The organism is Martelella mediterranea (assembly GCF_021021415.1).
In the GTDB taxonomy this organism is placed as follows: domain Bacteria; phylum Pseudomonadota; class Alphaproteobacteria; order Rhizobiales; family Rhizobiaceae; genus Martelella; species Martelella mediterranea_C.
Genome location: NZ_JAINWJ010000008.1, coordinates 212,705 through 238,958, shown reverse-complemented (window position 1 = coordinate 238,958; position 26,254 = coordinate 212,705). Strand labels below are relative to the sequence as shown.

Genomic DNA, 26,254 nt, shown 5'->3' with positions numbered 1-26,254 from the left:
GTTTTCAACAAACAATCCTCGGGCTTGACCCGAGGATCCAATCACCTCTGACGCGAGAGAAGCTCGTAGGTTTGTCAGGCCGCGCGCTTGTCCGCCCGCTCCGCTCGTGGGGAGGCGTGCTTAGGTCCTCGGCACAAGGCCGAGGATGACGCCGAATGGGGCGATAGGCCGGTGGTTTAAGTGATATGCCGCGACAAGTGCCAAGCACGCGCCGTTCAAAGCAAATCCTGCAGGATCGGGATCAGCGGTTCGTCGGCGGGAGGCATGGGGTAGTCGCGCAGGTCCTTGGCGCGCACCCATTTGATCGCCTGTCCTTCCTGGCCTTTGGGAATGCCCTGATAGCGGCGGCAGACGAAGAGCGGCATCAGCAGGTGGAAATCGTCATAGGTGTGGCTGGCGAAGGTCAGCGGCGCGAGGCAGGCCGTCTTGGTGGCGATGCCGAGTTCCTCTTCCATTTCGCGGATCAGGCAGGCTTCGGGTGTCTCGCCCTGTTCGACCTTGCCGCCGGGAAATTCCCACAGCCCGGCAAGCGCCTTGCCTTCCGGCCGCTGCGCCAGCAATATCCGTCCGTCGGTGTCGATCAGCGCGCAGGCGGCGACCAGAAGCAGTCTTTTCGATCCATCCGTCATTGTTTCTCCCGCCAGTACCGGTAGCGATAGGCCTCGGCAAATCCGAGGCTCTTGTAAAGTGCGATTGCGGCCGCGTTTGTCGCCGTTACCTGAAGCCACGCCATGCGCGCGCCGCGTCCTTTGGCCCAGCGCAGCATGGCGGCGGCAAGCTTGCGGCCGTGGCCCTTTCCGCGGGCGTCTTCGGCAACGGCGAATGCCTCGATACCGGCCATGTCGAAATCATGCACCGCAAGGCCGACCGCATAGGGCTTGTCGTCCTCGCGGATGAACAGGCCGTGGGCGGGCTTGATGGCGGTCACAACCTCGGCAAGCCCGGCCTTTGTCAGGCCCTCGACCGGGTTGATCGCGAGCGAGGCGTCGACGAAACGCCCGACATCCTGGCTCGGCAGCAGCTCCACGGCGTCGGCGGTCTGAAATTCATTGAGGTCAAGGGTCATCACCACGCTCTCGTCGAAAGCCTCCGCGCCTTCGGCGACGAGATATGCGCCGATCTCCGGCGGCGTCAGCGGGGTTTCGCGGATCAACAGCGGGCGGCCGAAGGCGGCGTAATGGCGCTTTGCCTTTTCCAGCCGGATCTCCATGTCGGCGATATCCGATCGGTCGAGCACGGCCAGGCTGTTGAGCCGTTTCGACGGGTGTCCCGCCGTGACCCGAAGCTGCCACGCGCCGTCATAGAGCACGTTTTTTGCCGGCCAGGCGCGCAGGCCCATGGCTTCCAGTCTGCGGACAAGCGGAAGATCAACGTTCAAGACGATTCCGATTCAGTGACGATCCGTTTCGGTGGATGTAGTCGCGGGGAACCGGGCTGTAAACACAAAAGCCCGTTATGGGGTTGTCCGTGTTGCCTTGCGGCAACGCGGATGGGTTCTCAACTGCGGTAATCGCCGTTGATCGCGACATATTCCTTGGTCAGGTCGCAGGTATAGACCGTTGCCTGACCGTCCCCGATGCCGAGATCGGCGCGGATCGTGATCTCGTCCTGCCGCATCACGACGGAGGCGTGTTCTTCCGAATAGTCCGGATCGCGCTCGCCCTGAAAGGCGACGCGGATATCGCCGAACCAGATCGCCAGCCGGTCGCGGTCGGCCTTTTCGCCGGCCTTGCCGACGGCCATGACGACGCGGCCCCAATTGGCGTCCTCGCCGGCAACGGCGGTCTTGACCAGCGGCGAATTGGCGATCGATCGCGCGATCTCGAAGGCGGCGCGGTCGCTCTCGGCGCCGGTGACGTTGACGGTCACCATCTTGCGCGCGCCTTCGCCGTCGCGAACGATCTGGAGCGCGAGATCCTTCATCAGCGCGTGCAGCGCGGCGCGGAAATCATCGAGGCGGGGATCGGTCGGGTCGGTGACGGTATCCTGCCCCGGGGCCTTGCCGGTGGCGAACACCAGCACGGTGTCGGAGGTCGAGGTGTCGCTGTCGATGGTGATCGCGTTGAAGCTTTCGCCGACGCCTTCGGAAAGCACCGCCTGAAGGGCGGGCGCGGAGATCGCAGCGTCGGTGGCGATGAAGGAGAGCATGGTCGCCATGTCGGGCGCGATCATGCCGGCGCCCTTGGCCATGCCGTTCAACGTCACGGAAACGCCGTCGATCGTGGCGCCGCGGGTCGCGACCTTCGGATAGGTGTCGGTGGTCATGATCGCTTTTGCCGCGTCCTGCCAGAAATCCGGCTTTGCCTGTCCGGCCATATCCGCCAGAACGCCGGCGAATTTGGAGGCATCGAGCGGCTCGCCGATCACGCCGGTGGAGGCGAGGTAGACGTCACCCGTCGTGCATCCGGCCGCCTCGGCGGCGGTTTCCGCCGTCAGCGTGGTCGCCTCCTTGCCCTTCTTGCCGGTAAAGGCGTTGGCATTGCCGGAATTGACCACCAGCACCTTCGCCGTGCCGTTTGAAAGATTGGCCCGGCAGAAATCGACCGGGGCGGAGGGGCAGCGCGAGCGGGTGAACACGCCGGCGACGGCGGCGGGTTCATCGAAGATCATCATCATCACATCGGTGCGGCCCTTGTACTTGATCCCGGCGCTGGCGGTTGCCAGGCGTACGCCATCGATAACGGGCATGGGGGACAAGGATTTGGGCGCGAGCGGAGATACGGCAGTCGACATGATGACCCTCTCTTGGGCCGGGCGGAGACCGCCGCGGCCGGATAAGAAACCGGCCCGCAATGGCGGGCCGGAAACTGGTTATTGCTGCTGCATTTTATTGACGGCGTCGTAGCTGTCTTGCAAGTCCTTATCTTCGATAACGACGGTATCGCCCTTCTTCAGCGCGTTGACGGCTTCATTGTATTTCTCGCCGGCGACGAGTTGCTGAAGCTGCGGCTTGATCTGGTCGAAGGGAACCGGCGCCTTCTCGCGCCTGTCCTCGACTTCAATCACGTGATAGCCGAAATCGGTCTTGACCGGGGTTTCGGTGTATTTGCCGGGCTCCAGCGCGAAAGCCGCTTCCTCGAACGGCGGGACCATCTGACCCTTGGCGAAGTAGCCGAGATCGCCGCCCTCGGGACCGCTCGGGCCGGTGGAGTGCTCCTTGGCGAGCTCCGCGAAATCGGCGCCGTTGTCGAGTTCCTTGATGATTTCCTTGGCCTCGTCCTCGCTCTCGACGAGGATATGACGGGCATGGACTTCTTCCTGCTTCGGCGCCTTGGCGATCTCCTCGTCATAGCGCGCCTTCAGCATCTCGTCGGTGATCTGGGAATTGATCACCTGGTCGAAATAGGCGTTGTAGAGTTCCTGCTGTTCAAGCTGCTGCATGCGGGTCTTGAAGGCATCGGTCTGGTCCAGGCCCTCATCCTTTGCGGCATCCGCGATCAGCTTCATGTCCACAAGGCTGGACAGCGCGATCGCGCGCATCTGCTCTTCGGGCATCTGGCCGAACTGGCCCTTGAACTGATCGACGGTGCTCTGAAGCTCTTCCTCGGTGATCGGCGTGCCGTCGACGGTCGCGACCACGGTCTGGCCGGCATCGGTGTCCTGCGCGAACACCGGCGCTGCAAAGCTGACGGTCGTTGCGAGCAGCACTGCGGCTGCCAGGGTTCTTTTCTGCATAAGTTCACCTTTTCATTGTTTGAACGTAATCGTTGCGGCCCGTCGTGATGCGCCGATGATTGTGCGGGAATGTGGTCGCCGCATCTCTGTCCGTCAACGCAAAACGCTGCTTTCCGTTGCAACCTTTCCACTTTTTAATCTGAAGAGAAGCTGAACGCCGGCCGGTTTTCCTCCCGTTTGCGGTCCTTGCCGCGCGGCCTTCGACGTTGACATGGCGTGCCCCCCCTCTTATCTGTCTGCCAAGCCAGCGTCGATAGACGTCCGGGCGCGCAATGGATGCGAACAGGGCGCTACGTAGAGTTTAAATATGACAACTTTCGGAAAGAGCTATTGAAATGGTCTCACTCGGTGGCGTAGCCCGCAAATTGTTCGGTTCGGCCAACGAGCGCCGCGTCCGTGCCTACAGACCCCGCGTCGTCGCGATCAACGCGATGGAAGAGCAGATTTCGGCGCTTTCGGATGAGGCGCTGAAAGCCAAGACCGACCAATTCAAGAAGAAGCTCGAAGACGGCAAGACGCTCGACGATATTCTTGTTGAGGCCTTCGCAGTGGTGCGCGAGGCCTCCAAGCGGGTTCTCGGCATGCGGCCCTTCGATGTCCAGCTTATCGGCGGCATGATCCTGCATGAGAATTCGATCGCCGAAATGAAGACCGGCGAAGGCAAGACCCTGGTCGCGACCCTTCCGGTCTATCTCAACGCGCTCGCCGGCAAGGGCGTTCACGTCGTCACCGTCAACGATTATCTCGCCCGGCGCGACAGCGAGCATATGGGCAAGCTCTACGGCTTTCTCGGCATGACCACCGGCGTCATCCATCACGGGCTCGACGACCGTCAGCGCAAAGAGGCCTATAGCGCCGACATCACCTACGCCACCAATAACGAACTCGGCTTCGATTATCTCCGCGACAACATGAAGATGCAGCGCGCCGAGATGGTGCAGCGCGGCCACAATTACGCGATCGTCGACGAAGTGGACTCGATTCTGGTCGACGAGGCGCGCACGCCGCTGATCATCTCCGGCCCACTGGATGACCGCTCCGACCTTTATGTGTCGATGGACAAGATCATCCCGATGCTGGAAGAGGGCGATTACGAGCTCGATGAAAAGCAGCGCTCGGCCAATTTCTCCGAAGACGGGATGGAAAAGCTCGAAAAGCTTTTGACCGAAAACGGCATGATGAAGGGCGCCTCGCTCTACGACGTCGAAAACGTCGCCGTGGTCCATCATCTGAACAACGCGCTGAAGGCCCACAAGCTGTTCTCGCGCGACAAGGATTACATCGTCCGTGACGGCGAGGTCGTGATCATCGACGAATTCACCGGGCGGATGATGCCGGGCCGGCGTTATTCCGATGGCCAACACCAGGCGCTTGAGGCCAAGGAAAACGTCAAGATCCAGCCGGAAAACCAGACGCTCGCCTCGATCACCTTCCAGAACTATTTCCGCATGTACGACAAGCTCGCCGGCATGACCGGCACGGCGGCGACGGAAGCGGAGGAGTTTGCCAATATCTACGGTCTCGACGTGGTCGAGGTGCCGACCAATATGCCGATCGCGCGTATCGACGAAGACGACGAGGTCTACCTGACGGTGCAGGAGAAGTATCTTGCGATCGTCGAGGAGATCAAGGAGGCCAAGGCCAAGGGCCAGCCGGTTCTGGTGGGCACGACCTCGATCGAGAAATCCGAGCTTCTGGCCGCCGCTCTCAAGAAGGACGGCATCACCGATTTCAGCGTGCTCAACGCGCGCTACCATGAGCAGGAAGCCTTCATCATCTCGCAGGCCGGCGTGCCGGGCGCGCTGACCATTGCCACCAACATGGCCGGTCGCGGTACCGACATTCAGCTCGGCGGCAATCTGGAAATGCGCATCGAGGCCGAGCTTGGCGATACCGAGCCGGGCACCGACATCGTGACCAACGAGCAGGGCGAGCGGGTGGAAGTCGCCCGCAAGTTTACCCCGCCGGGTCCCGAACGCGACGCGAAGGAGCAGGCGATCCGCGAGGATGTGGCCCGGCTGAAGGCTGAGGCGCTGGCCGCCGGCGGCCTTTACGTCATCGCCACAGAACGCCATGAGAGCCGCCGCATCGACAACCAGCTGCGCGGTCGTTCTGGCCGTCAGGGCGACCCGGGCCGTTCGAAATTCTACCTGTCGCTGCAGGACGACCTGATGCGCATCTTCGGTTCCGACCGCATGGAGAGCATGCTCACCAAGCTCGGCCTGAAGGAAGGCGAGGCGATCGTCCATCCGTGGATCAACAAGGCGCTGGAGCGCGCGCAGAAGAAGGTCGAGGCCCGCAACTTCGACATCCGCAAGAACCTGCTGAAATACGATGACGTCATCAACGACCAGCGCAAGGTCGTGTTCGATCAGCGCAAGGAACTGATGGATTCGGAAGACATTTCCGAAATCGTCAGGGAAATGCGCGAGGACGTGGTCGAAAAGGCCGTCAAGGCCCGCATTCCCGAGCGCGCCTATGCCGAGCAGTGGGACGTCGCCGGCCTCAAGGAAGACTGCCTGCGCATTCTCAATCTCGATCTGCCGATCGAGAAATGGGCCGAGGAAGACGGCATTGCCGAGCCTGAAATCGAGGAGCGCATCAACGAGGCGGCCAAGCAGATCGAGGAAAACCGCGCCAAGCAGGCCGAGCAGTTTGGTCCCGACGTGCTGAAATATGTCGAGCGGCAGGTGACGATGCAGGCGCTGGATCACCTCTGGCGCGAGCATATCGTGAACCTTGATCATCTGCGCTCGGTCATCGGCTTCCGCGGCTATGCCCAGCGCGACCCGCTGCAGGAATACAAGGCCGAGGCGTTCGAACTGTTCCAGGCGTTGCTCGGCAATATGCGCGAGGTTGCGGTCTCGCAGCTCTCCCGCGTTCAGCTCGTGCGCGAGGCCCCGCCGCCGCGTCCGGAAATCAACCCGGCGCAGGTGCGCGCCAGCCATATCGATCCGGCAACCGGCGAGGACGAGATGGCCGGCGAGCAGGTCGCTTCCGGCGACGCCGCCACCATGCCGGAAGAGTGGAAGAACACCGGCCGCAACGAGCCGTGCCCGTGCGGCTCCGGCAAGAAGTTCAAGCATTGCCATGGCCAGCTGTTCGCCTGAGCGCGTGGCGGCATCTTAAGGATGGGCGGCGCGGAAGCCGGCCGCCCAATCCACGCTTGCCAGCGCTTTGGGGTTGCGCTACAAAACCAGCATGACGATCAAGACGAACAACGTTGCAAACTGGTGGTGGGCTCGCTAACGGCGGCCGCGATCACGCATGTTCAGTTGATCTGACGAAGCCGCCCTCCAACGAGGCGGCTTTTTTGTTACGGGCCGTCTTTGCAAGGGTTGAGAATGACCAGCATGCGGCAGCGCCGCATCACCGAGGTGGAGCAAGGAATATGAGCCTTCATGAGCGGCCCGATGGCGGCGAGAGCTATCTGACCAGAGGCGGCGTTGAGATTACGCGGACGCGGCGTTTCGTGCCCTATGACGACGCGATCTCCAGCTATATCGAGCGGCTGGATTCGCGCCGCGGGGCGGTGCTTTCCTCCAACTACGAATATCCCGGCCGCTATACCCGCTGGGACACCGCCGTGATCGATCCGCCGATGGCGATCTCGTGCAATGGCCGCAATGTCTGGCTCGAGGCCTTCAATGGTCGCGGTGAGGCGCTGCTCGAACTGATCCTGCCGGCGCTGGAAGGCCTCGAGGCCGTCACCATCCTTGCCCGCGAGGCCCGCCGCATAGATCTCAAGGTCGCCGAGCCCGACCGCCAGTTCACCGAGGAGGAGCGCTCCAAGGCGCCTACCGTCTTCACCGTGCTCAGGGCGATTACCGACCTGTTCTTCTCCGAGGAGGATGCCAGCCTCGGCCTTTACGGCGCGTTCGGCTACGACCTCGCCTTCCAGTTCGACGCAGTCCCGCTGAAGCTGGAGCGCCCGGCCGACCAGCGCGACATGGTGCTCTACCTCCCCGACGAGGTGCTGATGGTCGACAACCACGCCGCCAAGGCGTGGATCGACCGCTATGATTTCGAAAAGGACGGCATCGCGACCGAGGGTAGGGATGGCGCGATCGAGCCTGATCCGTTCCGTCCCTCCAACAGCGTTCCGCCGAAAGGCGATCACCACAAGGGCGAATATGCCGAACTGGTCACAAGGGCCAAGGAAAGCTTCGTGCGCGGCGACCTGTTCGAGGTGGTGCCGGGCCAGCAGTTCATGGAGCGCTGCGCAAGCCAACCATCGGCAATCTCCAAGCGGCTGAAGGCCACCAATCCGTCGCCCTATTCCTTCTTCATCAATCTCGGCAATCAGGAATATCTGATCGGCGCTTCCCCGGAAATGTTCGTGCGGGTCACCGGCCGCCGGGTCGAGACCTGCCCGATTTCCGGTACCATCAAGCGCGGCGAGGACCCGATCGCCGACAGCCAGCAGATCCTGAAACTGCTCAATTCGCATAAGGACGAGTCGGAACTCACCATGTGTTCCGATGTCGACCGCAACGACAAGAGCCGCGTCTGCGAGCCGGGCTCCGTCAAGGTCATCGGCCGGCGTCAGATCGAGATGTATTCGCGCCTGATCCACACCGTCGACCATATCGAGGGTCGGCTGCGGGCCGATATGGACGCCTTCGATGCGTTTCTGAGCCACGCCTGGGCGGTCACCGTCACCGGCGCGCCGAAGCTCTGGGCGATGCGCTTCATCGAAAACAACGAAAAGAGCCCGCGCGCCTGGTATGGCGGCGCGATCGGCATGGTCGGCTTCAACGGCGACATGAACACCGGCCTGACGCTGCGCACCATCCGGGTCAAGCAGGGCGTGGCCGAGGTGCGCGCAGGCGCGACACTGCTGTATGATTCCGATCCCCATGAAGAAGAAGCGGAGACCGAATTGAAGGCTTCAGCTATGCTGGCCGCGATCCGCGAGGCGGATGCGCAAACCCGCGCACCCGCCGTGCGCGCCGTCGAGAAGGTCGGCAACGGCCTGAAAATCCTGCTGGTCGATCACGAGGACAGCTTCGTCCACACGCTCGCCAATTATTTCCGCCAGACCGGGGCGGAGGTGGCGACCGTGCGGTCTCCCGTGGCCGACGAAACGTTCGACCGCGTTGCGCCCGATCTCGTGGTGCTTTCGCCCGGACCCGGTATGCCGAAGGATTTCGATTGCAAGGCGACGATCAAGAAGGCGCGCGAACGCGGACTGCCGATCTTCGGCGTCTGCCTGGGGCTGCAGGCGCTGGCGGAAGCCTATGGCGGCACGCTCCGGCAGTTGGCGGTGCCGATGCATGGCAAGCCGTCGCGCATCCGCATTCTCGAGCACGGCCGGCTTTTCGACGGCCTGCCCAATGAAATCACCGTCGGTCGCTATCATTCGATCTTCGCCGATGCGGTGGCGCTGCCGGCCGAGTTCACGATTTCGGCCGAGACCGATGACGGCATCGTCATGGGCATCGAACATGTCAGCGAGCCGGTCGCCGCCGTCCAGTTCCATCCCGAATCGATCATGACGCTCGGCGGCGATGCCGGCATGCGCATCATCGAGAATGTCGTCGGCAAGCTCGTTGGCCATGCCGATGTTTCGGGCAGGAAAGCCGTCGGCTGAGGCTTGCGGACGGGGGCGTGATTGAGTAGCAATGCGATGCGAGCCTTCTCCGGCCCGCTTTGCATTTGACCTTGGTGGTCTCGGAAAAAGTCTGCATTTTCACATCGTCATCGAGGAAACCTCCCGGTTTCCCGAACGATCGTGAACGCTATGGGAGCGCGCAATGAGCACAGGCCATGCCCATGGACAAAGCATGCCCCGCAAGCTTGCCATCGCCACGATCCCGCTCTCGCTCCTGGTGCTCGCGATCAAGCTTGCCGCCTGGCATCTGACCGGCTCGGTTGCCCTTCTGTCCGACGCGCTGGAATCGATCGTCAACGTCGTCGCCTCGGTCGCGGCCCTCGTCGCCATCATCTACGCCTCCAAGCCCGCCGATCACGATCACCAGTTCGGTCACCACAAGGCGGAATATATCTCGGCCGTTATCGAGGGCGTCGCGATCGTCGTGGCGGCGCTGCTGATCTTCAAGGAAGCCGCGGCCGAACTGCTTCACCCCACGATGCCGACCGATATCTATATCGGCCTCGGCGTCAATGTGGTGGCAAGCCTGATCAACGGCGTCTGGGCCTATGTGCTGATCAGTGCCGGGCGCGCGGCGCGTTCGCCGGCGCTGGTCGCCGATGGCAAGCATATCCGCACGGACGTGGTGACCTCGATCGGCGTGGTCATCGGGCTCGGGCTGGCGCTCGCCACCGGCTATCCGATCTTCGATCCGCTGATCGCGCTCGCGGTCGCCGCCCACATTCTCTATGCGGGCTGGGGGCTGATCAAGGATTCGCTCGGCGGGCTGATGGATACGGCGCTATCTGACGAAGAATCCGAAATGATCCGTCAGGCGATCATGGACAATGCCGCTGGTTCGTCCGGCGTCCACGATCTGCGCACCCGCAGGGCTGGGTCTGCGGCCTTCATCGATTTCCATCTGGTGGTCAGCGAGGACATGCCGGTGGGCGAGGCCCATGACATCTGCGACCGGCTGGAAGCGGCGATCAAGAAGGCGATCCCCGGCGCCTCGCTTGCCATTCATGTCGAGCCGGAAGGCGTAAAGCCGCACGGGGTGAGGGTGCGGCTTTCATGATGCCCGGTTCGATGCCGGGACGGCGTTTTGGCGACCGCCCCGCACGCAGAGACTATTTCAGCGAACGCGGCTCGGTCTTCACCTCGTTGCCGGACTGACGCTCCAGCATCCAGCCCGGATATTCGCGCGGCAGCGCCGAGACGGCATTGAGGCGCTCCATTTCCTCGGCGGTGAATTCCACCGCGGTCGATGCGATGTTGTCCTCAAGCTGTTCTCTGCGCTTGGCGCCGACGATGACGCTGGTGACGGCCGTCTGGTGCAGCAGCCAGGCAAGCGCGATCTGCGCCACCGAGACGCCCTTGGCGTTCGCGATCTCGCGCATCACGTCGATCGTCGCGAAGCCGCGTTCCTTGTCGACGGGCGGGAAGTCGAAGGCGACGCGGCGGCCTTCGCCGTCTGTCTGGTTGTTGCGGTCATACTTGCCCGACAGGAACCCGCCGGCAAGCGGCGACCAGACCATCAGCCCCACGCCTTCCGATTTCAGCATCGGCACGATCTCGCGCTCGAGGTCGCGGCCGGCAATCGTGTAATAGGCCTGCAGCGACTGGAACGAGGCGAGGCCCCTGCGTTCGGAGATACCGAGCGCCTTGGCGATCTGCCATGCCGCCCAGTTTGAGACGCCGATATAACGGACATGGCCGTGGCGGACGAGTGTGTCGAGCGCCTCCAGCGTTTCCTCGATCGGCGTCGTGTTGTCGAAACCGTGGAGCTGGTAGAGGTCGATATGGTCGGTCTGCAGCCGGGCGAGGCTTTTCTTGACCTGCTCCATAATGTGATAGCGCGAAGAACCCCGGCTGTTGGGCCCTTCGCCCATGCCGCCGAAGACCTTGGTGGCGATGACGATTTCGTCGCGGGGAACGTTCAGGGTCTTCAGCGCCTGACCGGTGATTTCCTCCGACAGGCCTTCGGAATAGACATTGGCGGTATCGAGAAAATTGATGCCGGCGTCGAGGGCGGCGGAGACGAGTTCTTCGGAGCTCTTCTGGTCGAGCTGGCCGATGGCCGTCCAGAAGCCTTTGCCACCGAAGGTCATGGTGCCGAGGCAGAGTTCGGAGACCTTGAGGCCGGAATTTCCAAGTCGATTGTAACGCAAGGGAGTGTCCTTTCGCGTATGCAGAGTGCAGCGAATGAGGGCGCGATGCTCGTCATGCGGCAGAATGGTTCAATGATGATTGGATTTGACAATGATGGCGTGGCCGTCGCCGGTCACCCCTTTGATGTGGGGTCGCGGAGGTCGTTTTTCAAGAGCCGTCGCCGAATACGGGCTTCATCGCGGCGTTTGAAGGCGGGGTCATTGTATTGCCGGTTCATTGGCATTAAGTCGGGAAGGAACAATCCTGATTCCCGGAGTTGCAGATGAACGACGAAGAAGACGACAAGAAGACCGAAATGCCCCTGGGCAAGGAAGCCGAAGCCAATCTGTTCAAGTCGCGGTCGATTTTCATTTACGGCCCGATTACCCAGGAATTGGCGCAGCGGGTCTGCTCGCAGCTTGTCGCGATGGCGGCGGTTTCCGACGAGGATATCCGCGTCTTCGTGAATTCGCCGGGCGGGCATGTGGAATCGGGCGATTCAATCCACGACCTGATCAAGTTCATCAAGCCGAGGGTGGTCATGATCGGTTCGGGCTGGGTCGCCTCCGCCGGCGCGCTGATCTATGCCGCCGCGCCCAAGGAAGATCGCATCTGCCTGCCGAATACCCGCTTCCTGCTGCACCAGCCCTCCGGCGGCACCCGCGGCCCGGCCTCAGATATCGAAATCCAGGCCCGCGAGATCATCAAGATGAACGAGCGGCTGATCAAGATCTTCTCGAAGGCCACCGGCCAGCCCGAGGAAAAGATCGCCAAGGATATCGACCGCGACTACTGGCTGTCGGCCGAGGAAGCGATCGAATACGGCCTGGTCTCGCGTATCGTGACGAGCCAGAGCGACATCTGAGCATTTTGCCAGTGATGACAAAAGAGCGGGTCCGCATTTGACCGAAATGCGGACCCGCTCTTTTTTGTGCTGATGCCGCTTGCCCTACTCAGGCAGTGTCTCGGGTTTCTGCTCCGCCCACGTCAACAGTGCGTCGAGCGCCGGACAAAGCGCCTGCCCCCAGTCGGTGAGGCGATATTCCACCTTGGGCGGCACCTCCGGGTAAACGACCCGGCGCACGATGCCGTCATTCTCCAGCGCGCGAAGCTGCTGGATCAGCATTTTCTGCGAGACGTCCGGGATCGCCCGTTCCAGCTCCGAAAATCGCATCACCCTGCCGCCGAACAGGTGGAACAGGATCACCAGTTTCCATCGCCCCTCCAGAAAGCGCAGCGCCGTCTCCACGCCTGCGGCGGCGGTCTGGCTCGTGTACTTACTTTTAGGTTCGTACCCCACTTTTTCGTCCGTACTTGTCATTTTTTCAGATTAGCCCACATTTTGCCGGTCCGCAACGAAACCAAGGAGACAATGATGCGCGACCTACCCAAGGCGATAGCAACCTATCTGGCTACCGATCCCGGCGATACCGATACGGTCGCCCACTGCTTCACGGAAGATGCCACTGTGCGTGACGAGGGCAAGACCCATACGGGACGGGCCGCGATCGGCGCATGGCGGGCGAGGACCGCGACGGAATATCAATACACCAGCACGCCGATTGCCGCCAGAAGCGAAGACGGCAGGCTCATCGTCACCGCCCATGTCGAAGGCAATTTCCCGGGCAGCCCCGTCGATCTGGACTATGCCTTTACTCTCAGGAATGACCTCATCCATACGCTGGAGATCAGCTGATGGGCGTGTTTGAGGGAAAGCGCGCGCTCGTCACCGGAGGCACGCGCGGTCTGGGCGCGGCAGTGGTCGCTCATCTGGCCGCGCGCGGTGCTGATGTGGTGACGACGGCCCGGTCGAAACCGGAGGGCGCGCCCGAAGGCGTCGCCTTTATAGCGGCCGATATCGCGACCGCCGAGGGCTGTGCAAAGGTGGCCGCCGAGACCATAAGTCTTCGCGGCGGCGTCGATATCATCGTGCATGTCGCCGGCGGTTCATCGGCGCCGGGCGGCGGCTTCGCCGCGCTGACCGACGATATCTGGAGAAGCGAAATCGACCTGAACCTGATGCCCGCGGTGCGGCTCGACCGGCAGCTTGCCCCGCAACTCAGCCAGGGCGGGGTCATCGTGCACGTCACCTCGATCCAGCGACAGCTGCCGCTGCCGGAATCGACTACGGCCTATGCCAGCGCCAAGGCCGCGCTTTCGACCTACAGCAAAAGCCTGTCGAAGGAGCTGGCGCCCAAGGGTGTCCGGGTCGTGCGGGTATCGCCGGGTTGGATCGAGACCGAGGCCTCGGTGGCCCTTGCCGAACGCATCGCCGAGAGTTCCGGCACGGACTACGAGGGCGCGAAGGCGATCATAATGAACGCGCTGGGCGGCATTCCACTCGGCCGTCCGGCCAGGCCCGAGGAGGTCGCCGATGTGATCGGTTTTCTTGCCTCGCCCGCGGCCTCGGCGATCACAGGCGTCGAATACGTCGTTGACGGCGGTACGGTGCCCACGGTCTGAATCGCGGTCGTCCGGCACTTTTTTTTGAACCTCCCGCATATTTCGCGCGTTTAGAGAAACCTAAACAAGCCGTTAATCCTGAGTTCAGGTGACAGGATTTATGGTCGTCACATAGCGTACGAGGCCAATCCGGGCTTCGGCTTTAAAGAAAGAACGGGAGATGCAGATGTTAGATCGGGCAAAGAAAATGGTGGCCGCAGCACTTGCCTCGATTGTCGTGGCGACAAGCGCCATACCTGCTCAGTCCATGCCGATTTCCGTAAACCCGGCCGGCGCGGATGCGAGAATCGAACGCGTCGATGGTCGCAATTGGAACGGCGACCGGGGCGGTCGCAACTGGGATCGCCGTCATGGCTATGATCGCCGCCCCGGCTATGATCGTCGTCATCAGGCCTATAATGGCAGGGGCGGCTACTACAATCGCGATCGCTATTACAGTTACCCGCCGGGCTACCGTCCGCCGCGTCCGGGGCCGAACTACCGTTGGGACAATGATGACAATGCATGGGTTCCGCTGGCCATTCTCGGCGCAGGTGCCCTGATCATCGGCGGTGCGATCGCGGCGGGAAACAACAACCTCCCGCAGCAGACCAATGGGCTGAACCCCAAGCATTATGCCTGGTGCGACAACCGTTATCGTTCCTACCGCAGCTACGATAACACCTTCCAGCCCTATAACGGGCCGCGCCAGCAGTGCCTGTCGCCCTACTACTGAGCGCGCGAGATGGCGTAATTTCGAACCCCGGCGGTTTTTCCGCCGGGGTTTTATTTTGCCCGGCTGAGAAGCGCTATCGCTTCGACATGATGGGACCAGAGGAACTGGTCGATCGGAATGACCCGCTCGATCCGATAGCCGCCATCCACGAGAAGCCGGAGATCCCGGACAAGCGTGGCGGGGTTGCAGGAGACCGCGGCGATCTTCGCGACTTTCGAGCGGGCCAGTTCCTCGGCCTGTTCGCGCGCGCCGGCGCGTGGCGGGTCGAACACCGCGCCGTCGAAGCCCGTCAGTTCGCGCGCAAGCAGCGGGCGGCGGAAAAGGTCGCGCCGTTCGCTCGTCACCGTCTTCAGCCCCTGGCGGTTGCGCACCGCGATATCGAGCGCGGCGAGCGCCTTCGCGTCGAACTCGACGGCATGCACCTTCGATCTCGCGGCCAGCCTCAAGGCAAATGTGCCAAACCCGCTGAAGAGATCGGCGACGTTCCGCGCGCTCTTCAGATGCTTGGTCACCAGCCCCGCCATCACCTCCTCGGCCTCTCGCGTCGCCTGGGCGAAACCGGAGGGCTGCGGGTTGACCGTGGTTCCGGCGATATTGAGGGCAGGGCGGACCGGCTCGACGATAATCTCGTCCTCATAGGTCAGGCGGGCGATGCCCTTCACCGCCATCACCGCGCGGGTTGCCGCCTGCCGGCGCTTTTCCGATGGCGGCTTGAGGCCCGAGAAACTGATGTCGAGGCCTGTTTCGGTTTCGAGGACGGCGATCCGGAACGGGTCGCTTCCGCTTGCCAGAATGCCGGCCAGAAGGCGCAGGACGGGCAGGCGGGAAAACAGCGCCGGCGAAAGCACCGGACATTCCTCGATCTCGACGATGTGATGGCTTTCCGGGCTCGAAAAGCCGAGCACGATTCCGGCCTCGGTCTTGCGCGCCGAAAAGGTCGCGCGGCGGCGCTGGCCAGGGGCGGCCGTGACCAGCGGTTCGACCGGACAGTCGAGGCCGTGGGCGGAAAGCGCGTCGATCACGACCTGTCGCTTGAAATCCTGATAGGGCGCGGGGGCCAGATGCTGGAGCGAACATCCCCCGCAGGTGCCGTTCTTGCCGTCCGGCCCGAAATGCCGACAGGCGGGCTCGACGCGCTCGGCCGCAGGCTCAAGAAGCGCGAGCATCGCGCCGGAGGACTTCTGTCGGGCGATCGTGATGCGCTCTCCGGGCAGGACGAACGGCACGAAGACCGGGCCCGCGGGTGTCTGTGCTACGCCATCGCCCTTGGCACCCAGCTTCTCAACGGTAACGGTTTCGGCCACCATGGGATTTTATTCCTTTTCTTTGCCGGGTTTACGCCCGGCGAGCAGAAATTCGCGATTGCCGTCACCGCCCTCGATCGGCGAGGGCGCGATGCCGAGGCTTTGCCAGCCCATCTCCCCGGTGAGCCATTGCTCAAGTTCGGCGGCGATGCGGGGACCAAGTGTTGCGTCCTTCAGCAGGCCCTTCTTGCCGATATTGTCCTTGCCCGCCTCGAATTGCGGCTTCACCAGCAGGACGCAGATCGCGCCGGGTTCGGCAAGTTCCAGCGCGGGCGGCAGAGCGAGTCTCAGCGAGATGAAGGAGACATCGGAGACGATCAAGTCCACCGGCCCTCCGGCAATATCGTCGCGGGTCAGGTGCCGGGCGTTCAGCCCCTCGATATTTGTGACGCGCGGATCGTCGGCGATCCGGCTTGCCATTTGGCCGTGGCCGACATCGATGGCGGTGACATGACGCGCGTCGCGCTCCAGCAGAACCTGCGTGAACCCGCCGGTCGAAGCGCCGATATCGAGCGCAAGCGCGCCTTCCGGTGACAATGCGAAATGATCAAGCGCCGCCGAAAGCTTCAGCGCAGCGCGGGAGACATAATGTTCGGCCGGGTCGTCAATCGCGATAACGGCATCCGGGCTTACCGTTGCGCCGGGCTTTGTTGCCGTTTTGCCGTTGACCGTCACCGCGCCGCGCGCGATCGCGTCGCGGGCCCGCGAACGGGTCTCGAAACGGTTCAGCGCGACCAGCAACTGGTCGAGGCGCATGGGGGTAGCGGGAGCGGTCATGGCCGCTCCATGGACGCTTTTGGCGGCCGGCGCAAGATAATCCATTGAAACGACGCATCGTGCTTTCCGAAAGTCGTACCGATTTTCGGGCCGTTGCGCTCAGCCGACCGTGCCGGTCGAAACGCCGTGACGGCCGAGTGCGCGGAACACGGTTTCCACGATGCCGTCGCGATCAAGGCCGGCCTTGGCATACATATCCTCGGGCTTGGCCTGTTCCATCCAGATATCCGGCAGCACCATCTGGCGCACGCGCAAGCCATGATCAAGCAGGCCCTCATTGGAAAGGAACTGGACCACATGGGCGCCGAAACCGCCGACGGCCCCTTCCTCGATCGTCACCAGCACTTCGTGATGGGCGGCGAGCTGACGGATCAGGTCGTGATCGAGCGGTTTGGCGAAACGGGCATCGGCAACCGTGGTTGAAAGGCCGGCGGCGTTCAGAACCGTCGCCGCCTCGCGACATTCCCCGAGCCGGGTGCCGAAAGACAGGAGCGCCACCTTGGAGCCTTCGGAAATGATCCGGCCCTTGCCGATTTCGAGTATCTCGCCGCGCTCCGGCAGTACCACGCCGGTGCCTTCGCCGCGCGGGTAGCGGAACGAGATCGGACCCTCGTCATAGGCGGCGGCGGTGCGCACCATATGCATCAGCTCCGCCTCGTCGCCGGCCGCCATCACCACGAAACCGGGCAGGGTGGCGAGATAGGTCGTGTCGAACGAGCCCGCATGGGTCGGCCCGTCGGCGCCGACGAAGCCGGCGCGGTCGATCGGGAAGCGCACCGGCAGGCCCTGGATCGCGACATCGTGGACCACCTGGTCATAGCCGCGCTGCAGGAAGGTGGAATAGAGCGCGCAGAACGGCTTGATGCCTTCGCTCGCAAGGCCTGCGGCAAAGGTCACGGCGTGCTGTTCGGCGATGCCGACATCGAAAATCCGGTTCGGATAGACTTCCTCGAATTTGTCGAGGCCGGTGCCGGACGGCATGGCGGCGGTGATCGCCACCACATCCTTGTCGTTGCGCGCTTCTTCGATCAGCGCCTTGGCGAACACGGACGTATAGCTCGGCGCGTTGGGCTTGGATTTCGCCTGATGGCCGGTGACGACATCGAACCGGCTGACGGCATGGCACTTGTCGGCGGCGGCTTCGGCGGGCGCATAGCCCTTGCCCTTCTGGGTCACGACATGAATCAGCACCGGGCCGCGGGCATTGTCGCGGGCATTGCGCAGCACCGGCAGGAGGTGATCGAAGGAGTGGCCGTCGATCGGACCGATATGGTAGAAGCCGAGCTCCTCGAACATGGTGCCGCCGGTGACATAGCCGCGCGCATGGCCGACGGCGCGCGAGATCGCGCTTTCGATCGACTTGCCGAGATAAGAGGTCAGCCGCTTGCCGAAATCGCGGACCTCGAGATAGGTCTTGCCGGAGGCAAGCCGCGCCAGATAGGCGCTCATCGCCCCGGTCGGGCGGGCAATCGACATGTCGTTGTCGTTGAGGATCACAATCTGTCGTGCGCCGAGCGCACCGGCATTATTGAGCGCCTCATAGGCCATGCCGGCCGACATCGCGCCGTCGCCGATCACGGAGATCACATTGCGGGGATGATCCTGCAGTTTCGAGGCGACCGCCATGCCGAGGCCGGCGGAAATCGAGGTGGAGGAGTGGCCGGCGCCGAAGGGGTCGTATTCGCTTTCTGCGCGCCGGGTGAAGCCGGAAATGCCGTTTTCCTGACGCAGCGTCGACATCCGCTCGCGCCGTCCCGTCAGGATCTTGTGCGGGTAGCACTGGTGGCCGACATCGAAGATCAGCCGGTCGTCCGGCGTGTTGAACACCTTGTGGATCGCGATCGTCAGCTCGACCACGCCAAGGCCTGCGCCGAGATGCCCGCCGGTGCGCGAGACGGATGAAATCATCTCAGCGCGGACTTCCTCGGCAAGCTGCGGGAGGTCGCGGTCGTGGATCTCGCGAAGGTCCTCGGGCAGCCTGATCCGGTCGAGAATGGAGGTTTTTGACGGTAGCGTCACTGTGGAGCCTCATACGCCCTGAAAGACGTTGTTCCTGCCTGAAGCATCTGCGGCACAAGCCGGAAATGCTCTCTTTTCTTGTTTTCACGCGTGACGGGCCGGAAAACCGGCAGCCATCTGGACGCGTCCTAAATCGTTTCTAGCGAATTTCAGCGTTCGGGCAAAGGAACAAATTCCTTCTCGTCGCCCGGCACCAGTCCGAACCGGCCCTGCCGCCAGTCTTCCTTTGCCTGTTCTATCCGTTCCTTCGAGGAAGACACGAAATTCCACCAGATATGGCGCGGTTTTTCCAACGCCTCTCCACCTAAAAGCATGAGGCGGCATCCGTGTTCCCCCGCTCCCTCGATTGTGATCGGATCGTTGGGGGCGAGCACCAGCAATTGCTCGGCATCGAACACGTCGCCGGCAACGCCCAACTGGCCTTCAAGGATATAGATCGCGCGTTCCTCATGCTCCGCCGGAAACGAGAGTCGGGCGCCGGGGGGCAGCGCGATATCGGCCAGAAGCGTATCGGTGTGGGTCTTCACATCGGCCTTCATGCCGCAGAAATGGCCGAGCACGAGGCGCCCGCTGACGCCGGTCTCCGAAATGATCGGAAGCGCGTTCTTCTCGGTATGGCCGAAGCTCGGGTCGATCTCCTCGTCGCGTTCCGGAAGGGCGAGCCAGGTCTGGACGCCGGACAGCGCATGCGGACGCAGGCGCAGGTCGTCGGGCGTGCGCTCGGAGTGGACGATGCCGCGCCCCGCCGTCATCAGGTTGACGTCGCCGGGACGAATGACGGTGTGGTTGCCAAGCGTGTCGCGATGGCCGATCTCGCCGGAGGTCAGGTAGGTGACGGTCGAAAGCCCGATATGGGGGTGCGGCTTGACGTCGAGCGCCTCGCCATGACCGCCGAAACGGGCCGGGCCCATGCGGTCGAAGAAGATGAACGGGCCGACGAGCCGGCGCTTGATTGTCGGCAGCGCGCGCCGCACTTCGAAGCCGCCGATATCGCTGGTGCGAGGAATGATGAGCTGTGTGACGGCATTGCAGCTTTCGGCATCGCCGAATTCGGGGTCCTTGCCGGGAAAAAACGACATGTCCGTTACTCCGGGCGCCGGTGCGCGCCGATCTCTATTGTGGGTCCAGCGGTTCAGTTCCCGCCGGCTTGCCATCGCGATCGAGGCGGATCTTCTCGACCCGGGCTTCCGCCGCGCTCAGCAGCTTTTCGCAATGCTTCTTCAGGGCCTCGCCGCGTTCATAGATCTTGATGGATTCTTCCAGTGCGACGTCGCCGCGCTCCAGCCGTGCGACGATCGATTCGAGTTCCTCGACGGCGCGCTCGAAGCTGAGGCCGGTCACATCGGTCGGTTTCGTTGCTTCCGTCATGGTCTGGCCTCTCCGATCATCGCGTTTTCGTTCCGGCAAGGTAATGCGCCCCGGCGCGATTGCAAGTCAAGCATGGTCGTCTCCGCTAACCATCAGATAACCATATCATGGCGTTTGACTTGGAAAGGTTCTATAGAGTGCTGAGCTTTTTCGCATTGCAGCGCATCTGCGTGCTTGCGAGGAGCCGGTGAAAACGTGCGTAACGGCGCCTCTTGCGCCGGGAAGGTGTGGCCGATGGATGAGCTTCATCCTGAAAGAACGGAACTTCGCGTTCCCTATCGCGATATCGACATGCATGGGCGCATGCACACCGCCGCCTATATCGAGCATGCCGAGGAAGCCCTTGCGCGGTTCTGGCAGTACCGTCCGGAAGTGGAGAACGAACCCGCCTATGTGGTGCGCAAGGTCGGCTGCACGTTTTATCGCGGGCTGAAGAACGGCGAGACGGCGGATCTGGTGGTGCGCGCGGCCAAGATCGGCGGCAAGTCGATCGGCTTCAATGTCGCGGTGCAGTCCGGTAATCACATCGCCGCCGAGGTCGAACTGCTGTGGACGGCCGTAAACCGCGTCAACGGCGAACCGGCCCCGCTGCCGGAAGCGACGCGGGACTGGCTGTTTTCGTTTCTCGACTGAAGCGGAACCGGCAGACGCCTCCGCGCTTGAGAAATCAGGCCTCGTGGGAGAGGCTTTTCGGCAGCAGCGGATAGCCGACCATCACCGCGCGCGCCGCCAGCGCCGCCAGCACCGCCTTGATGATATCGCCCGGAATGAAGCCCATCGAACCTGCGACGGCAGGGGAAATGCCCATGCCGACGCCATAGGCGAGCCAGGCGATGCCGAAGAAATAGACGACCACGATGCCGCCGGCGAACGCCGCGATGAAGAAGCCGAAGGTCTGGCGCAACGCATGATCGGTTTCCGCCGCATATTCGGCAAGCGCGCCCGCGACATAGGCAGCCGGCAGCCAGCCGATGAGGAAGCCTGCCGTCGGAGCCGCGAAACTGCCGAGGCCGCCGCGCCCGCCGGCAAGCACGGGAAGGCCGATCGCGACCAGCACGAACACCACGAGCACCGCGGCCGCGCCGCGCCTGCGCCCGAGGATCAGACCGGCGAGCATGACGCCGAGCGTCTGCGCGGTGATCGGTACGGGAATGAAGGCAAGCGGTATGGCCGGCAGCAGGCCGAGCGCCACGATGATGGCCGCGAAAAGCGACACCAGAACCAGATCACGCGAGTTCATTTGACGTTCCTTCTGTCTTCTCCGCGAATGCCGCGGGCATCGATGGCGTCGGCGATACTGTCGGCATCGCGCAGGGTCAAGATGATCAGTGGGACAATCGCGCCCCTCGGGCGAAACCGTATCCCCCGGGCCCGGTGGGCATCGCGGATCGCGCCGTAGCGGGAGAGAATATCCGGCACGAAGCGGATGACAAGCCCGACCGCAAGCCCGATATCGGCCGCGCGCACCAGCCCGGTCTTCTCGAGCGGCCGGGCGGCGCGCGTGATCGTGTCGATAAAGTCCGGCACGGAGGTCGCCGCCGTGATGGCGGCCGCCGCCAGCATCAGCGCCGAAAGCCTGAGAACGGAGACCAGCGCCTGCTCCCACGGGTTGAAGATCAGGCTGAAGCCGCCGACGAGCAGGACGGCAAACGCCATCGGCACCAGCCGGACCAGAGCCGGACGCAGTCTGATCGGCAGGGTGAAATAGACGAACGCCGCGAGGGCGGCGAAACCGGCCAGCCCCCACAGGTTTGCCGTGAAGAACACGGCGAGCGAAAAGACGACCAGCCCACCAAGCTTCACGCCCGGGGCCGCGCGATGGAGAATACTGTCTGCTTCGACATAGAGCGATTGCATCAGCGGTTCATCGCCTCGTATCGCGCGATCACGTCTTCCGGCGCGCCGTCTCCGGCAAGCCGGCCCTCGTGAAACAGCAGGACCCGCTCGTAACCACCCAGAATGGATAGGTCGTGGGAGATGATGATGACATCCTCGTCAAGCGCCGCGATCGTATCGGCGACGCGGCGACGGTTCTTGAGATCGAGCTGGTTGGTCGGCTCGTCGAGGATCACCAGCGAGGGCCGGGTGGCAAGCACGGCGGCAAGGGCTGCGAGCTGAAGCTCGCCGCCGGAAAGCTCATGGGCGCGGCGTCTGGCGAGGTGGGCGATGCCGAGCCGGGCGAGCGCGTCCTGCGCGCGTTTGGCGACCTCCGCCTTGGCAACGCCGCGCGCCTTCAACCCCAGTTCGATATCGTCCTGAAGGATTGGCAGGATGATCTGGTTCTGCGGCGACTGGAACACAAAGCCCGCATCCGCCATCACCGCTTGCGTTTCGGCAACCGTATCACGGCCATTGACCGCGACAGCGCCGGTCGTGGGCTGCGTCAGGCCGTTGATCAGCCGCGCGAAGGTGGTCTTGCCAGAGCCGTTGAGGCCGATAATACCGATACGATGCTCGGTCAGCGTCAATGTCAGCGGATGAAGCGCCGTGCGGCCCTCAAAGCGCACGCCGGCTTCGGTGAATTCGATCTTCAAGACTACGCCCCTGGTAAAGACCGCATCCTTATAACTATCGAATTCGTTTTCCGATAGGGCCTCAGAGGCTGGGCCGGAGGGCAGAGCTCAAGTGATCGTCTGTTGATGACTGCGATGACAGCGCAGGGCGCCGGATTGTGCCGGCACCCTGGAACTGCCTGTCTTCCTACGGCAAGATAAAGAGAGCGCTTGGTTGCGATGTGGCGCCGAGAGACCCCGCTGCATCGATCACAACTGCATTCGCGTAAGCCTCATCGCCCCGATAGGAAGGGATGGCCACCCTCCATGTGCCATCGCTGTTTACCTGAACGGGAGAGCCAAGCACTTCGTCTCGATCCTTATCCACGATAAGAACCTGGATGCTGTCGCCGCTCGGAAGACCGTTGAGATCCTCCACCCCGCTGATGATCGCCGCAGGCTGATTGAAGAAGGTGGTCGGCTGAATACTTGTGATTACCGGCGCGGCCGGCACGAATACGCTTGCCATTATCATGTCTCCTGATTGTTCTTGACGCGATTGATGATATGTAGATGCAATCTTAAGTTGCAATATCGCTTGTAACGCTTTTCGAGATTTTGCGCTGCTTAACCGTTCATGTAGTGCTTCAGGAGGCTTCTCGATTTTTGGGTGGAAACCGGGATCACGCCGGTCTCGATTCATTGCCCGTGAAAATCCGGCAATGAACATTTGTTCCTATTTTGTCCGAATCGTTCTACCGTTGCCTGATGGTAAGAACGATCTCCAACGCCGATGCCCGGCGCATTTTCCTCGCCCGACAGGGCCTGTCTGCGCCGCCCGGCAGGGCGATGGACAAGGCCGGGCTTCTCGATCTGATCGAGACGATCGGCTTCGTGCAGGTCGACTCGATCCGCACGGTCGAGCGCGCGCATGACCTAATCCTGTTTTCGCGCAACCAGACCTTTCGCCGCGCGCATCTGACGGCGCTTCTGGAACGCGACCGGGCGCTGTTCGAGCACTGGACCCACGATGCCTCCATCATTCCGGTGCGGTTCTATCCCTATTGGAAACACCGTTTCCGGCGCGAGGAGGAACGTCTGCAGGAGCGCTGGCGCAAATGGCACGGGGAGGACTTTGCCGCCGCGTTCGAGCACACCTATGAACAGGTGCGGGCGAACGGTCCGATCTTCGCGCGCGCGCTGAAGCAGGAAGATCACGTTTCCGGCGGCTGGTGGAACTGGCATCCCGCCAAGACCGCGCTGGAATATCACTGGCGCACCGGCCATTTCGCGATCTGCCACAGGCAGAATTTCCAGAAGGCCTACGATCTGGCTGAGCGGGTGATACCCGACCGGTATCGCCTTGGGGAGGTCGATCACGCGGAATTCGTCGACTGGGCCTGCCGCGCCGCGCTCACCCGCCTCGGCTTCGCGACCTCCGGCGAGATCGCCGCCTTTTTCGCGGTCGTCACGCCGCAGGAAGCAAAAGCCTGGGTGGATGCCAACACGGATCGGCTTGTCGAGGTGCAGGTCGAGACCGTCGATGGCGGCAGACCGCGCGCTGCGGTGGCGCTTGCCGAGGAGATGCCGGTTCTGTTCGATGTGCCGGACCCGCCCTCGCGGGTGCGCGTCTTGAGCCCGTTCGATCCGCTGCTGCGCGACCGGGCGCGGGCGGAACGGCTGTTCGGCTTTTTCTATCGCATCGAGGTCTTCGTGCCGGAGCCGAAGCGGCAATATGGCTATTACGTCTTTCCCCTGATCGAGGGCGACCGCATGATCGGACGGATCGACATGAAGGCCGACCGCAAGCGGAGCTCGCTCGATGTCCGCAGGCTGTGGCTGGAACCGGGCGTGCGGGCATCCGCCGGTCGCTTTGAAAAACTCGACGCCGAGCTTGCGCGCCTCGCCCGTTTCACCGGCGTGGACAAGGTCGACTACCTGCCGGGGTGGCGGGGTGAGGCTATTTGATCGCCGGGAGGCCTCGAGCCGAGGCGACTGAGGGATGCCTGCCGGCGGGATCATATTGACCGCGCCGGTCTCTTGCGCTTCAGCCTATGAATGCGCGCTCCGAGCCTTTTGACGCTCAGGCCGGAGAGAGCCTGGAAAGCCGCGCGTAGTAAGCCTCCAGCCGGTTTCCGAGCGGCACCTGGAATCGGGGCTGCCAGCCGAGCAGGTAATAGGCGGCCGCATCCGGCAGGGTGAAGCGCTCGCCCATCAGAAAGGGCCGGTCGCCGAGTTCCCGCTCAAGCTGGGCCAGACCTTTCTCGACCATTTGCCGGCCTGTCGCCTTGACCTCTTCCTGCGCCTCGGCGGAGGTAGCGAAGGCCGATGGCCGCATCACCAGCGCCGTGCCGCGCATGTGGAGCGAGGAGACGATGAAATCGAGGAGTTCCAGCGCTCTTGCCTCGTCGTCGGCGTCCGTCGGCAGCAGTTCGGCCTCGGGATATTTGCGGGCGAGCCAGAAGGCGATCGCCGGAAACTCGGTCAGAAGCCTGCCGTCGTCGCGCAGGAGCGCGGGAACCTTGCCCTTCGGGTTGATCGCCAGATAGTCGGGCTGGCGCTGATCGCCTTTCCTCACGTCGAGCTCGTGAATTTCGTATGGTACGCCGATGATGTCGAGGAGCAGAACGATCCCGTCGGAACAGGCGCCCGGCGCATGGAACAGCTTCATGGATATCTCCCGAATGGCTCAGTGATCGTGATGATCATGGCTGCAATATTCATGATGCACCGGCGGCTTGCCAAGGCTTTCGCGCATGTCCTTCATCTGTTCGAAGAAGGGAATGGGTACGCGGGTGGGCCGGACCGGGGCATTGTCGAAATCGTCATAGAGCGTTCGCAGCGTCACGACAACGCGTTCTGCGTCGTTCCAGTCGCGGTATTCGCCGAGATCGATCTTGTAGGCCGCATCGAGGTAGTCCACGCCCTGCTCGTAGAACGGCCGCGCCTTCTCCGTGATGTCGAGCAGGTAATCGCGCATCTTGCGCACGTCTTCCTTGGTGGAAAGCGGGCCGTGGCCGGCGACGATGATCTCGACATCCATGTCCAGCACCATATTGCAGACATTGATCCAGCGGGCGATCGGGCCGTACCAGGCGATCGGCGTGCCGGCCGAAAACAGGATGTCGCCGGTGTAGAGCACCTTGTCCTCCGGCACGTAGATCAGCGCGTCGCCCAGCGAATGCGACGGGCCGACCTCGATCAGCTCCACCGTTTTGTTGCCGACCTTGATGGTCATGCGATCCTTGAAGGTCTCGGTCGGCGGCGTCAGCTCAATGCCGGAAAAGTCGAACGGGCGGAAGCATTCGGCCATGAATTCGCCGGCGCGGCCGAATTGCGTCGGATCGTTTTGAACCGCGAGCAGAACCTTGGGGTCGAAGCGGTTGAAATCGCTGACCGTGCCCTCGGTGCCGATGATGCGCGCGCCCTTGACCAACTGGTTGCCGAAGGTGTGGTCGCCATCGGCGTGCGTATTGACCAGGATGCCGATCTTTTCCGACGCGGGCACGGCGTTGCGCATCTCGGCCAGCATGTCGCCGGTGCATTTGAGATCGAACAGCGTGTCGACGAGCAGGGTGGCCTCGCCATCGGCGATCAGCCCGGCATTGGACCAGCCCCATGAACCGTCCGGCACCAGATAGCCCCAGCAGCCATTGCCGAGATCGTGTAGACCCTTGGTATATTTCCATCTGGACAT

General features: G+C 62.8%; 26 protein-coding genes. 9 read left to right on the top strand and 17 right to left on the bottom strand.

Annotated elements, in window-relative coordinates; genetic code table 11:
- Positions 1-215: 215 nt before the first annotated feature.
- From mutT to K7H91_RS06735, 4 genes are all read right to left on the bottom strand, one after another.
- Positions 216-629 carry an 8-oxo-dGTP diphosphatase MutT gene (gene mutT, locus K7H91_RS06750; protein WP_230719431.1) on the bottom strand — a complete coding sequence of 138 codons (414 nt, stop codon included), beginning with the start codon at positions 627-629 and terminating at the stop codon, positions 216-218.
- Complete coding sequence (locus K7H91_RS06745; protein ID WP_230719430.1) at positions 626-1,378, bottom strand: GNAT family N-acetyltransferase; 753 nt, start codon at positions 1,376-1,378, stop codon at positions 626-628. The genes mutT and K7H91_RS06745 overlap by 4 nt, the downstream gene beginning before the upstream one ends.
- A gap of 119 nt (positions 1,379-1,497) precedes the next feature.
- On the bottom strand, positions 1,498-2,733 hold the full coding sequence (gene argJ / locus K7H91_RS06740; RefSeq protein ID WP_230719429.1) for a bifunctional glutamate N-acetyltransferase/amino-acid acetyltransferase ArgJ: 1,236 nt from the start codon (positions 2,731-2,733) through the stop codon (positions 1,498-1,500).
- A gap of 78 nt (positions 2,734-2,811) precedes the next feature.
- Positions 2,812-3,675, bottom strand: a complete 864-nt coding sequence (locus K7H91_RS06735; protein ID WP_230719428.1) for a peptidylprolyl isomerase — start codon at positions 3,673-3,675, stop codon at positions 2,812-2,814.
- Positions 3,676-4,010: 335 nt separating this feature from the next.
- On the opposite strand from K7H91_RS06735, the gene secA reads away from it, so the two are divergent.
- The 3 genes from secA (at position 4,011) to K7H91_RS06720 (ending at position 10,346) form a co-directional block, all read left to right on the top strand.
- Positions 4,011-6,785 carry a preprotein translocase subunit SecA gene (gene secA / locus K7H91_RS06730; RefSeq protein ID WP_230719427.1) on the top strand — a complete coding sequence of 925 codons (2,775 nt, stop codon included), beginning with the start codon at positions 4,011-4,013 and terminating at the stop codon, positions 6,783-6,785.
- 281 nt (positions 6,786-7,066) lie between these two features.
- On the top strand, positions 7,067-9,268 hold the full coding sequence (locus K7H91_RS06725; RefSeq protein WP_230719426.1) for an anthranilate synthase: 2,202 nt from the start codon (positions 7,067-7,069) through the stop codon (positions 9,266-9,268).
- Positions 9,269-9,431: 163 nt separating this feature from the next.
- Positions 9,432-10,346: a cation diffusion facilitator family transporter gene (locus tag K7H91_RS06720; RefSeq protein ID WP_230719425.1), complete on the top strand. Its 915-nt coding sequence runs from the start codon at positions 9,432-9,434 to the stop codon at positions 10,344-10,346.
- Positions 10,347-10,398: 52 nt separating this feature from the next.
- On the opposite strand, the gene K7H91_RS06715 is transcribed toward K7H91_RS06720, so the two are convergent.
- Positions 10,399-11,439 carry an aldo/keto reductase gene (locus K7H91_RS06715; protein ID WP_230719424.1) on the bottom strand — a complete coding sequence of 347 codons (1,041 nt, stop codon included), beginning with the start codon at positions 11,437-11,439 and terminating at the stop codon, positions 10,399-10,401.
- 263 nt (positions 11,440-11,702) lie between these two features.
- Between K7H91_RS06715 and K7H91_RS06710 the strand changes: the two genes are divergently transcribed.
- Positions 11,703-12,284, top strand: a complete 582-nt coding sequence (locus K7H91_RS06710) for an ATP-dependent Clp protease proteolytic subunit (RefSeq protein ID WP_230719423.1) — start codon at positions 11,703-11,705, stop codon at positions 12,282-12,284.
- 84 nt (positions 12,285-12,368) lie between these two features.
- On the opposite strand, the gene K7H91_RS06705 is transcribed toward K7H91_RS06710, so the two are convergent.
- Positions 12,369-12,740 carry a winged helix-turn-helix transcriptional regulator gene (locus K7H91_RS06705; protein WP_230719422.1) on the bottom strand — a complete coding sequence of 124 codons (372 nt, stop codon included), beginning with the start codon at positions 12,738-12,740 and terminating at the stop codon, positions 12,369-12,371.
- 54 nt (positions 12,741-12,794) lie between these two features.
- Here K7H91_RS06705 and K7H91_RS06700 point away from each other — a divergent pair, with 54 nt between their 5' ends.
- The 3 genes from K7H91_RS06700 (at position 12,795) to K7H91_RS06690 (ending at position 14,597) form a co-directional block, all read left to right on the top strand.
- Positions 12,795-13,115, top strand: a complete 321-nt coding sequence (locus K7H91_RS06700; protein ID WP_230719421.1) for a nuclear transport factor 2 family protein — start codon at positions 12,795-12,797, stop codon at positions 13,113-13,115.
- Positions 13,115-13,882 carry an SDR family oxidoreductase gene (locus tag K7H91_RS06695; protein WP_230719420.1) on the top strand — a complete coding sequence of 256 codons (768 nt, stop codon included), beginning with the start codon at positions 13,115-13,117 and terminating at the stop codon, positions 13,880-13,882. Before K7H91_RS06700 ends, K7H91_RS06695 begins: the two co-directional genes overlap by 1 nt.
- A gap of 166 nt (positions 13,883-14,048) precedes the next feature.
- Positions 14,049-14,597, top strand: a complete 549-nt coding sequence (locus tag K7H91_RS06690; protein WP_230719419.1) for a BA14K family protein — start codon at positions 14,049-14,051, stop codon at positions 14,595-14,597.
- A gap of 50 nt (positions 14,598-14,647) precedes the next feature.
- Here K7H91_RS06690 and K7H91_RS06685 read toward each other — a convergent pair whose 3' ends face one another.
- The 5 genes from K7H91_RS06685 to K7H91_RS06665 all read right to left on the bottom strand — a co-directional run bounded on the left by K7H91_RS06685 (position 14,648) and on the right by K7H91_RS06665 (position 20,065).
- Complete coding sequence (locus K7H91_RS06685) at positions 14,648-15,904, bottom strand: class I SAM-dependent RNA methyltransferase (protein ID WP_230719418.1); 1,257 nt, start codon at positions 15,902-15,904, stop codon at positions 14,648-14,650.
- A gap of 6 nt (positions 15,905-15,910) precedes the next feature.
- On the bottom strand, positions 15,911-16,678 hold the full coding sequence (locus tag K7H91_RS06680) for a TlyA family RNA methyltransferase (protein WP_230719417.1): 768 nt from the start codon (positions 16,676-16,678) through the stop codon (positions 15,911-15,913).
- Positions 16,679-16,777: 99 nt separating this feature from the next.
- Entirely contained in the window at positions 16,778-18,697 is a 1,920-nt protein-coding gene (gene dxs, locus K7H91_RS06675; protein ID WP_230719416.1) for a 1-deoxy-D-xylulose-5-phosphate synthase, read from the bottom strand.
- A gap of 149 nt (positions 18,698-18,846) precedes the next feature.
- Positions 18,847-19,776 carry a pirin family protein gene (locus K7H91_RS06670; RefSeq protein ID WP_230719415.1) on the bottom strand — a complete coding sequence of 310 codons (930 nt, stop codon included), beginning with the start codon at positions 19,774-19,776 and terminating at the stop codon, positions 18,847-18,849.
- 34 nt (positions 19,777-19,810) lie between these two features.
- Entirely contained in the window at positions 19,811-20,065 is a 255-nt protein-coding gene (locus tag K7H91_RS06665; protein ID WP_018065432.1) for an exodeoxyribonuclease VII small subunit, read from the bottom strand.
- 234 nt (positions 20,066-20,299) lie between these two features.
- On the opposite strand from K7H91_RS06665, the gene K7H91_RS06660 reads away from it, so the two are divergent.
- Positions 20,300-20,698, top strand: a complete 399-nt coding sequence (locus K7H91_RS06660; protein ID WP_018065431.1) for an acyl-CoA thioesterase — start codon at positions 20,300-20,302, stop codon at positions 20,696-20,698.
- Between the two features lie 34 nt (positions 20,699-20,732).
- Here K7H91_RS06660 and K7H91_RS06655 read toward each other — a convergent pair whose 3' ends face one another.
- The 4 genes from K7H91_RS06655 to K7H91_RS06640 form a co-directional block, all read right to left on the bottom strand.
- A complete protein-coding gene (locus K7H91_RS06655) occupies positions 20,733-21,305 on the bottom strand; it encodes a biotin transporter BioY (protein WP_230719414.1) in 573 nt (190 codons plus the stop codon).
- Positions 21,302-21,922 carry an energy-coupling factor transporter transmembrane component T family protein gene (locus K7H91_RS06650; RefSeq protein WP_230719413.1) on the bottom strand — a complete coding sequence of 207 codons (621 nt, stop codon included), beginning with the start codon at positions 21,920-21,922 and terminating at the stop codon, positions 21,302-21,304. The genes K7H91_RS06655 and K7H91_RS06650 overlap by 4 nt, the downstream gene beginning before the upstream one ends.
- The gene (locus K7H91_RS06645; RefSeq protein ID WP_230719412.1) at positions 21,922-22,599 is read right to left on the bottom strand and encodes an energy-coupling factor ABC transporter ATP-binding protein; all 678 of its coding nucleotides are present in this window, start codon (positions 22,597-22,599) and stop codon (positions 21,922-21,924) included. The genes K7H91_RS06650 and K7H91_RS06645 overlap by 1 nt, the downstream gene beginning before the upstream one ends.
- A gap of 166 nt (positions 22,600-22,765) precedes the next feature.
- Positions 22,766-23,287 (bottom strand): hypothetical protein, encoded by a 522-nt coding sequence (locus K7H91_RS06640; RefSeq protein ID WP_230719411.1) that lies wholly within the window; start codon positions 23,285-23,287, stop codon positions 22,766-22,768.
- A gap of 38 nt (positions 23,288-23,325) precedes the next feature.
- Here K7H91_RS06640 and K7H91_RS06635 point away from each other — a divergent pair, with 38 nt between their 5' ends.
- The gene (locus K7H91_RS06635) at positions 23,326-24,525 is read left to right on the top strand and encodes a winged helix-turn-helix domain-containing protein (RefSeq protein ID WP_230719410.1); all 1,200 of its coding nucleotides are present in this window, start codon (positions 23,326-23,328) and stop codon (positions 24,523-24,525) included.
- Between the two features lie 115 nt (positions 24,526-24,640).
- Here K7H91_RS06635 and K7H91_RS06630 read toward each other — a convergent pair whose 3' ends face one another.
- Both K7H91_RS06630 and K7H91_RS06625 read right to left on the bottom strand, forming a co-directional pair.
- Complete coding sequence (locus K7H91_RS06630) at positions 24,641-25,228, bottom strand: glutathione S-transferase family protein (protein ID WP_230719409.1); 588 nt, start codon at positions 25,226-25,228, stop codon at positions 24,641-24,643.
- Between the two features lie 18 nt (positions 25,229-25,246).
- Entirely contained in the window at positions 25,247-26,254 is a 1,008-nt protein-coding gene (locus K7H91_RS06625) for an MBL fold metallo-hydrolase (RefSeq protein WP_230719408.1), read from the bottom strand.

Bases quoted from the DNA above. Each gene is read 5' to 3' on its own strand.
- mutT (WP_230719431.1), bottom strand. From the start codon at position 629: ATGACGGATGGATCGAAAAGACTGCTTCTGGTCGCCGCCTGCGCGCTG.
- argJ (WP_230719429.1), bottom strand. From the start codon at position 2,733: ATGTCGACTGCCGTATCTCCGCTCGCGCCCAAATCCTTGTCCCCCATG.
- K7H91_RS06735 (WP_230719428.1), bottom strand. From the start codon at position 3,675: ATGCAGAAAAGAACCCTGGCAGCCGCAGTGCTGCTCGCAACGACCGTC.
- secA (WP_230719427.1), top strand. From the start codon at position 4,011: ATGGTCTCACTCGGTGGCGTAGCCCGCAAATTGTTCGGTTCGGCCAAC.
- K7H91_RS06725 (WP_230719426.1), top strand. From the start codon at position 7,067: ATGAGCCTTCATGAGCGGCCCGATGGCGGCGAGAGCTATCTGACCAGA.
- K7H91_RS06720 (WP_230719425.1), top strand. From the start codon at position 9,432: ATGAGCACAGGCCATGCCCATGGACAAAGCATGCCCCGCAAGCTTGCC.
- K7H91_RS06710 (WP_230719423.1), top strand. From the start codon at position 11,703: ATGAACGACGAAGAAGACGACAAGAAGACCGAAATGCCCCTGGGCAAG.
- K7H91_RS06705 (WP_230719422.1), bottom strand. From the start codon at position 12,740: ATGACAAGTACGGACGAAAAAGTGGGGTACGAACCTAAAAGTAAGTAC.
- K7H91_RS06700 (WP_230719421.1), top strand. From the start codon at position 12,795: ATGCGCGACCTACCCAAGGCGATAGCAACCTATCTGGCTACCGATCCC.
- K7H91_RS06695 (WP_230719420.1), top strand. From the start codon at position 13,115: ATGGGCGTGTTTGAGGGAAAGCGCGCGCTCGTCACCGGAGGCACGCGC.
- K7H91_RS06690 (WP_230719419.1), top strand. From the start codon at position 14,049: ATGTTAGATCGGGCAAAGAAAATGGTGGCCGCAGCACTTGCCTCGATT.
- K7H91_RS06685 (WP_230719418.1), bottom strand. From the start codon at position 15,904: ATGGTGGCCGAAACCGTTACCGTTGAGAAGCTGGGTGCCAAGGGCGAT.
- K7H91_RS06680 (WP_230719417.1), bottom strand. From the start codon at position 16,678: ATGACCGCTCCCGCTACCCCCATGCGCCTCGACCAGTTGCTGGTCGCG.
- K7H91_RS06670 (WP_230719415.1), bottom strand. From the start codon at position 19,776: ATGTCGTTTTTTCCCGGCAAGGACCCCGAATTCGGCGATGCCGAAAGC.
- K7H91_RS06665 (WP_018065432.1), bottom strand. From the start codon at position 20,065: ATGACGGAAGCAACGAAACCGACCGATGTGACCGGCCTCAGCTTCGAG.
- K7H91_RS06660 (WP_018065431.1), top strand. From the start codon at position 20,300: ATGGATGAGCTTCATCCTGAAAGAACGGAACTTCGCGTTCCCTATCGC.
- K7H91_RS06655 (WP_230719414.1), bottom strand. From the start codon at position 21,305: ATGAACTCGCGTGATCTGGTTCTGGTGTCGCTTTTCGCGGCCATCATC.
- K7H91_RS06650 (WP_230719413.1), bottom strand. From the start codon at position 21,922: ATGCAATCGCTCTATGTCGAAGCAGACAGTATTCTCCATCGCGCGGCC.
- K7H91_RS06640 (WP_230719411.1), bottom strand. From the start codon at position 23,287: ATGTTCATTGCCGGATTTTCACGGGCAATGAATCGAGACCGGCGTGAT.
- K7H91_RS06635 (WP_230719410.1), top strand. From the start codon at position 23,326: ATGGTAAGAACGATCTCCAACGCCGATGCCCGGCGCATTTTCCTCGCC.
- K7H91_RS06630 (WP_230719409.1), bottom strand. From the start codon at position 25,228: ATGAAGCTGTTCCATGCGCCGGGCGCCTGTTCCGACGGGATCGTTCTG.
- K7H91_RS06625 (WP_230719408.1), bottom strand. From the start codon at position 26,254: ATGTCCAGATGGAAATATACCAAGGGTCTACACGATCTCGGCAATGGC.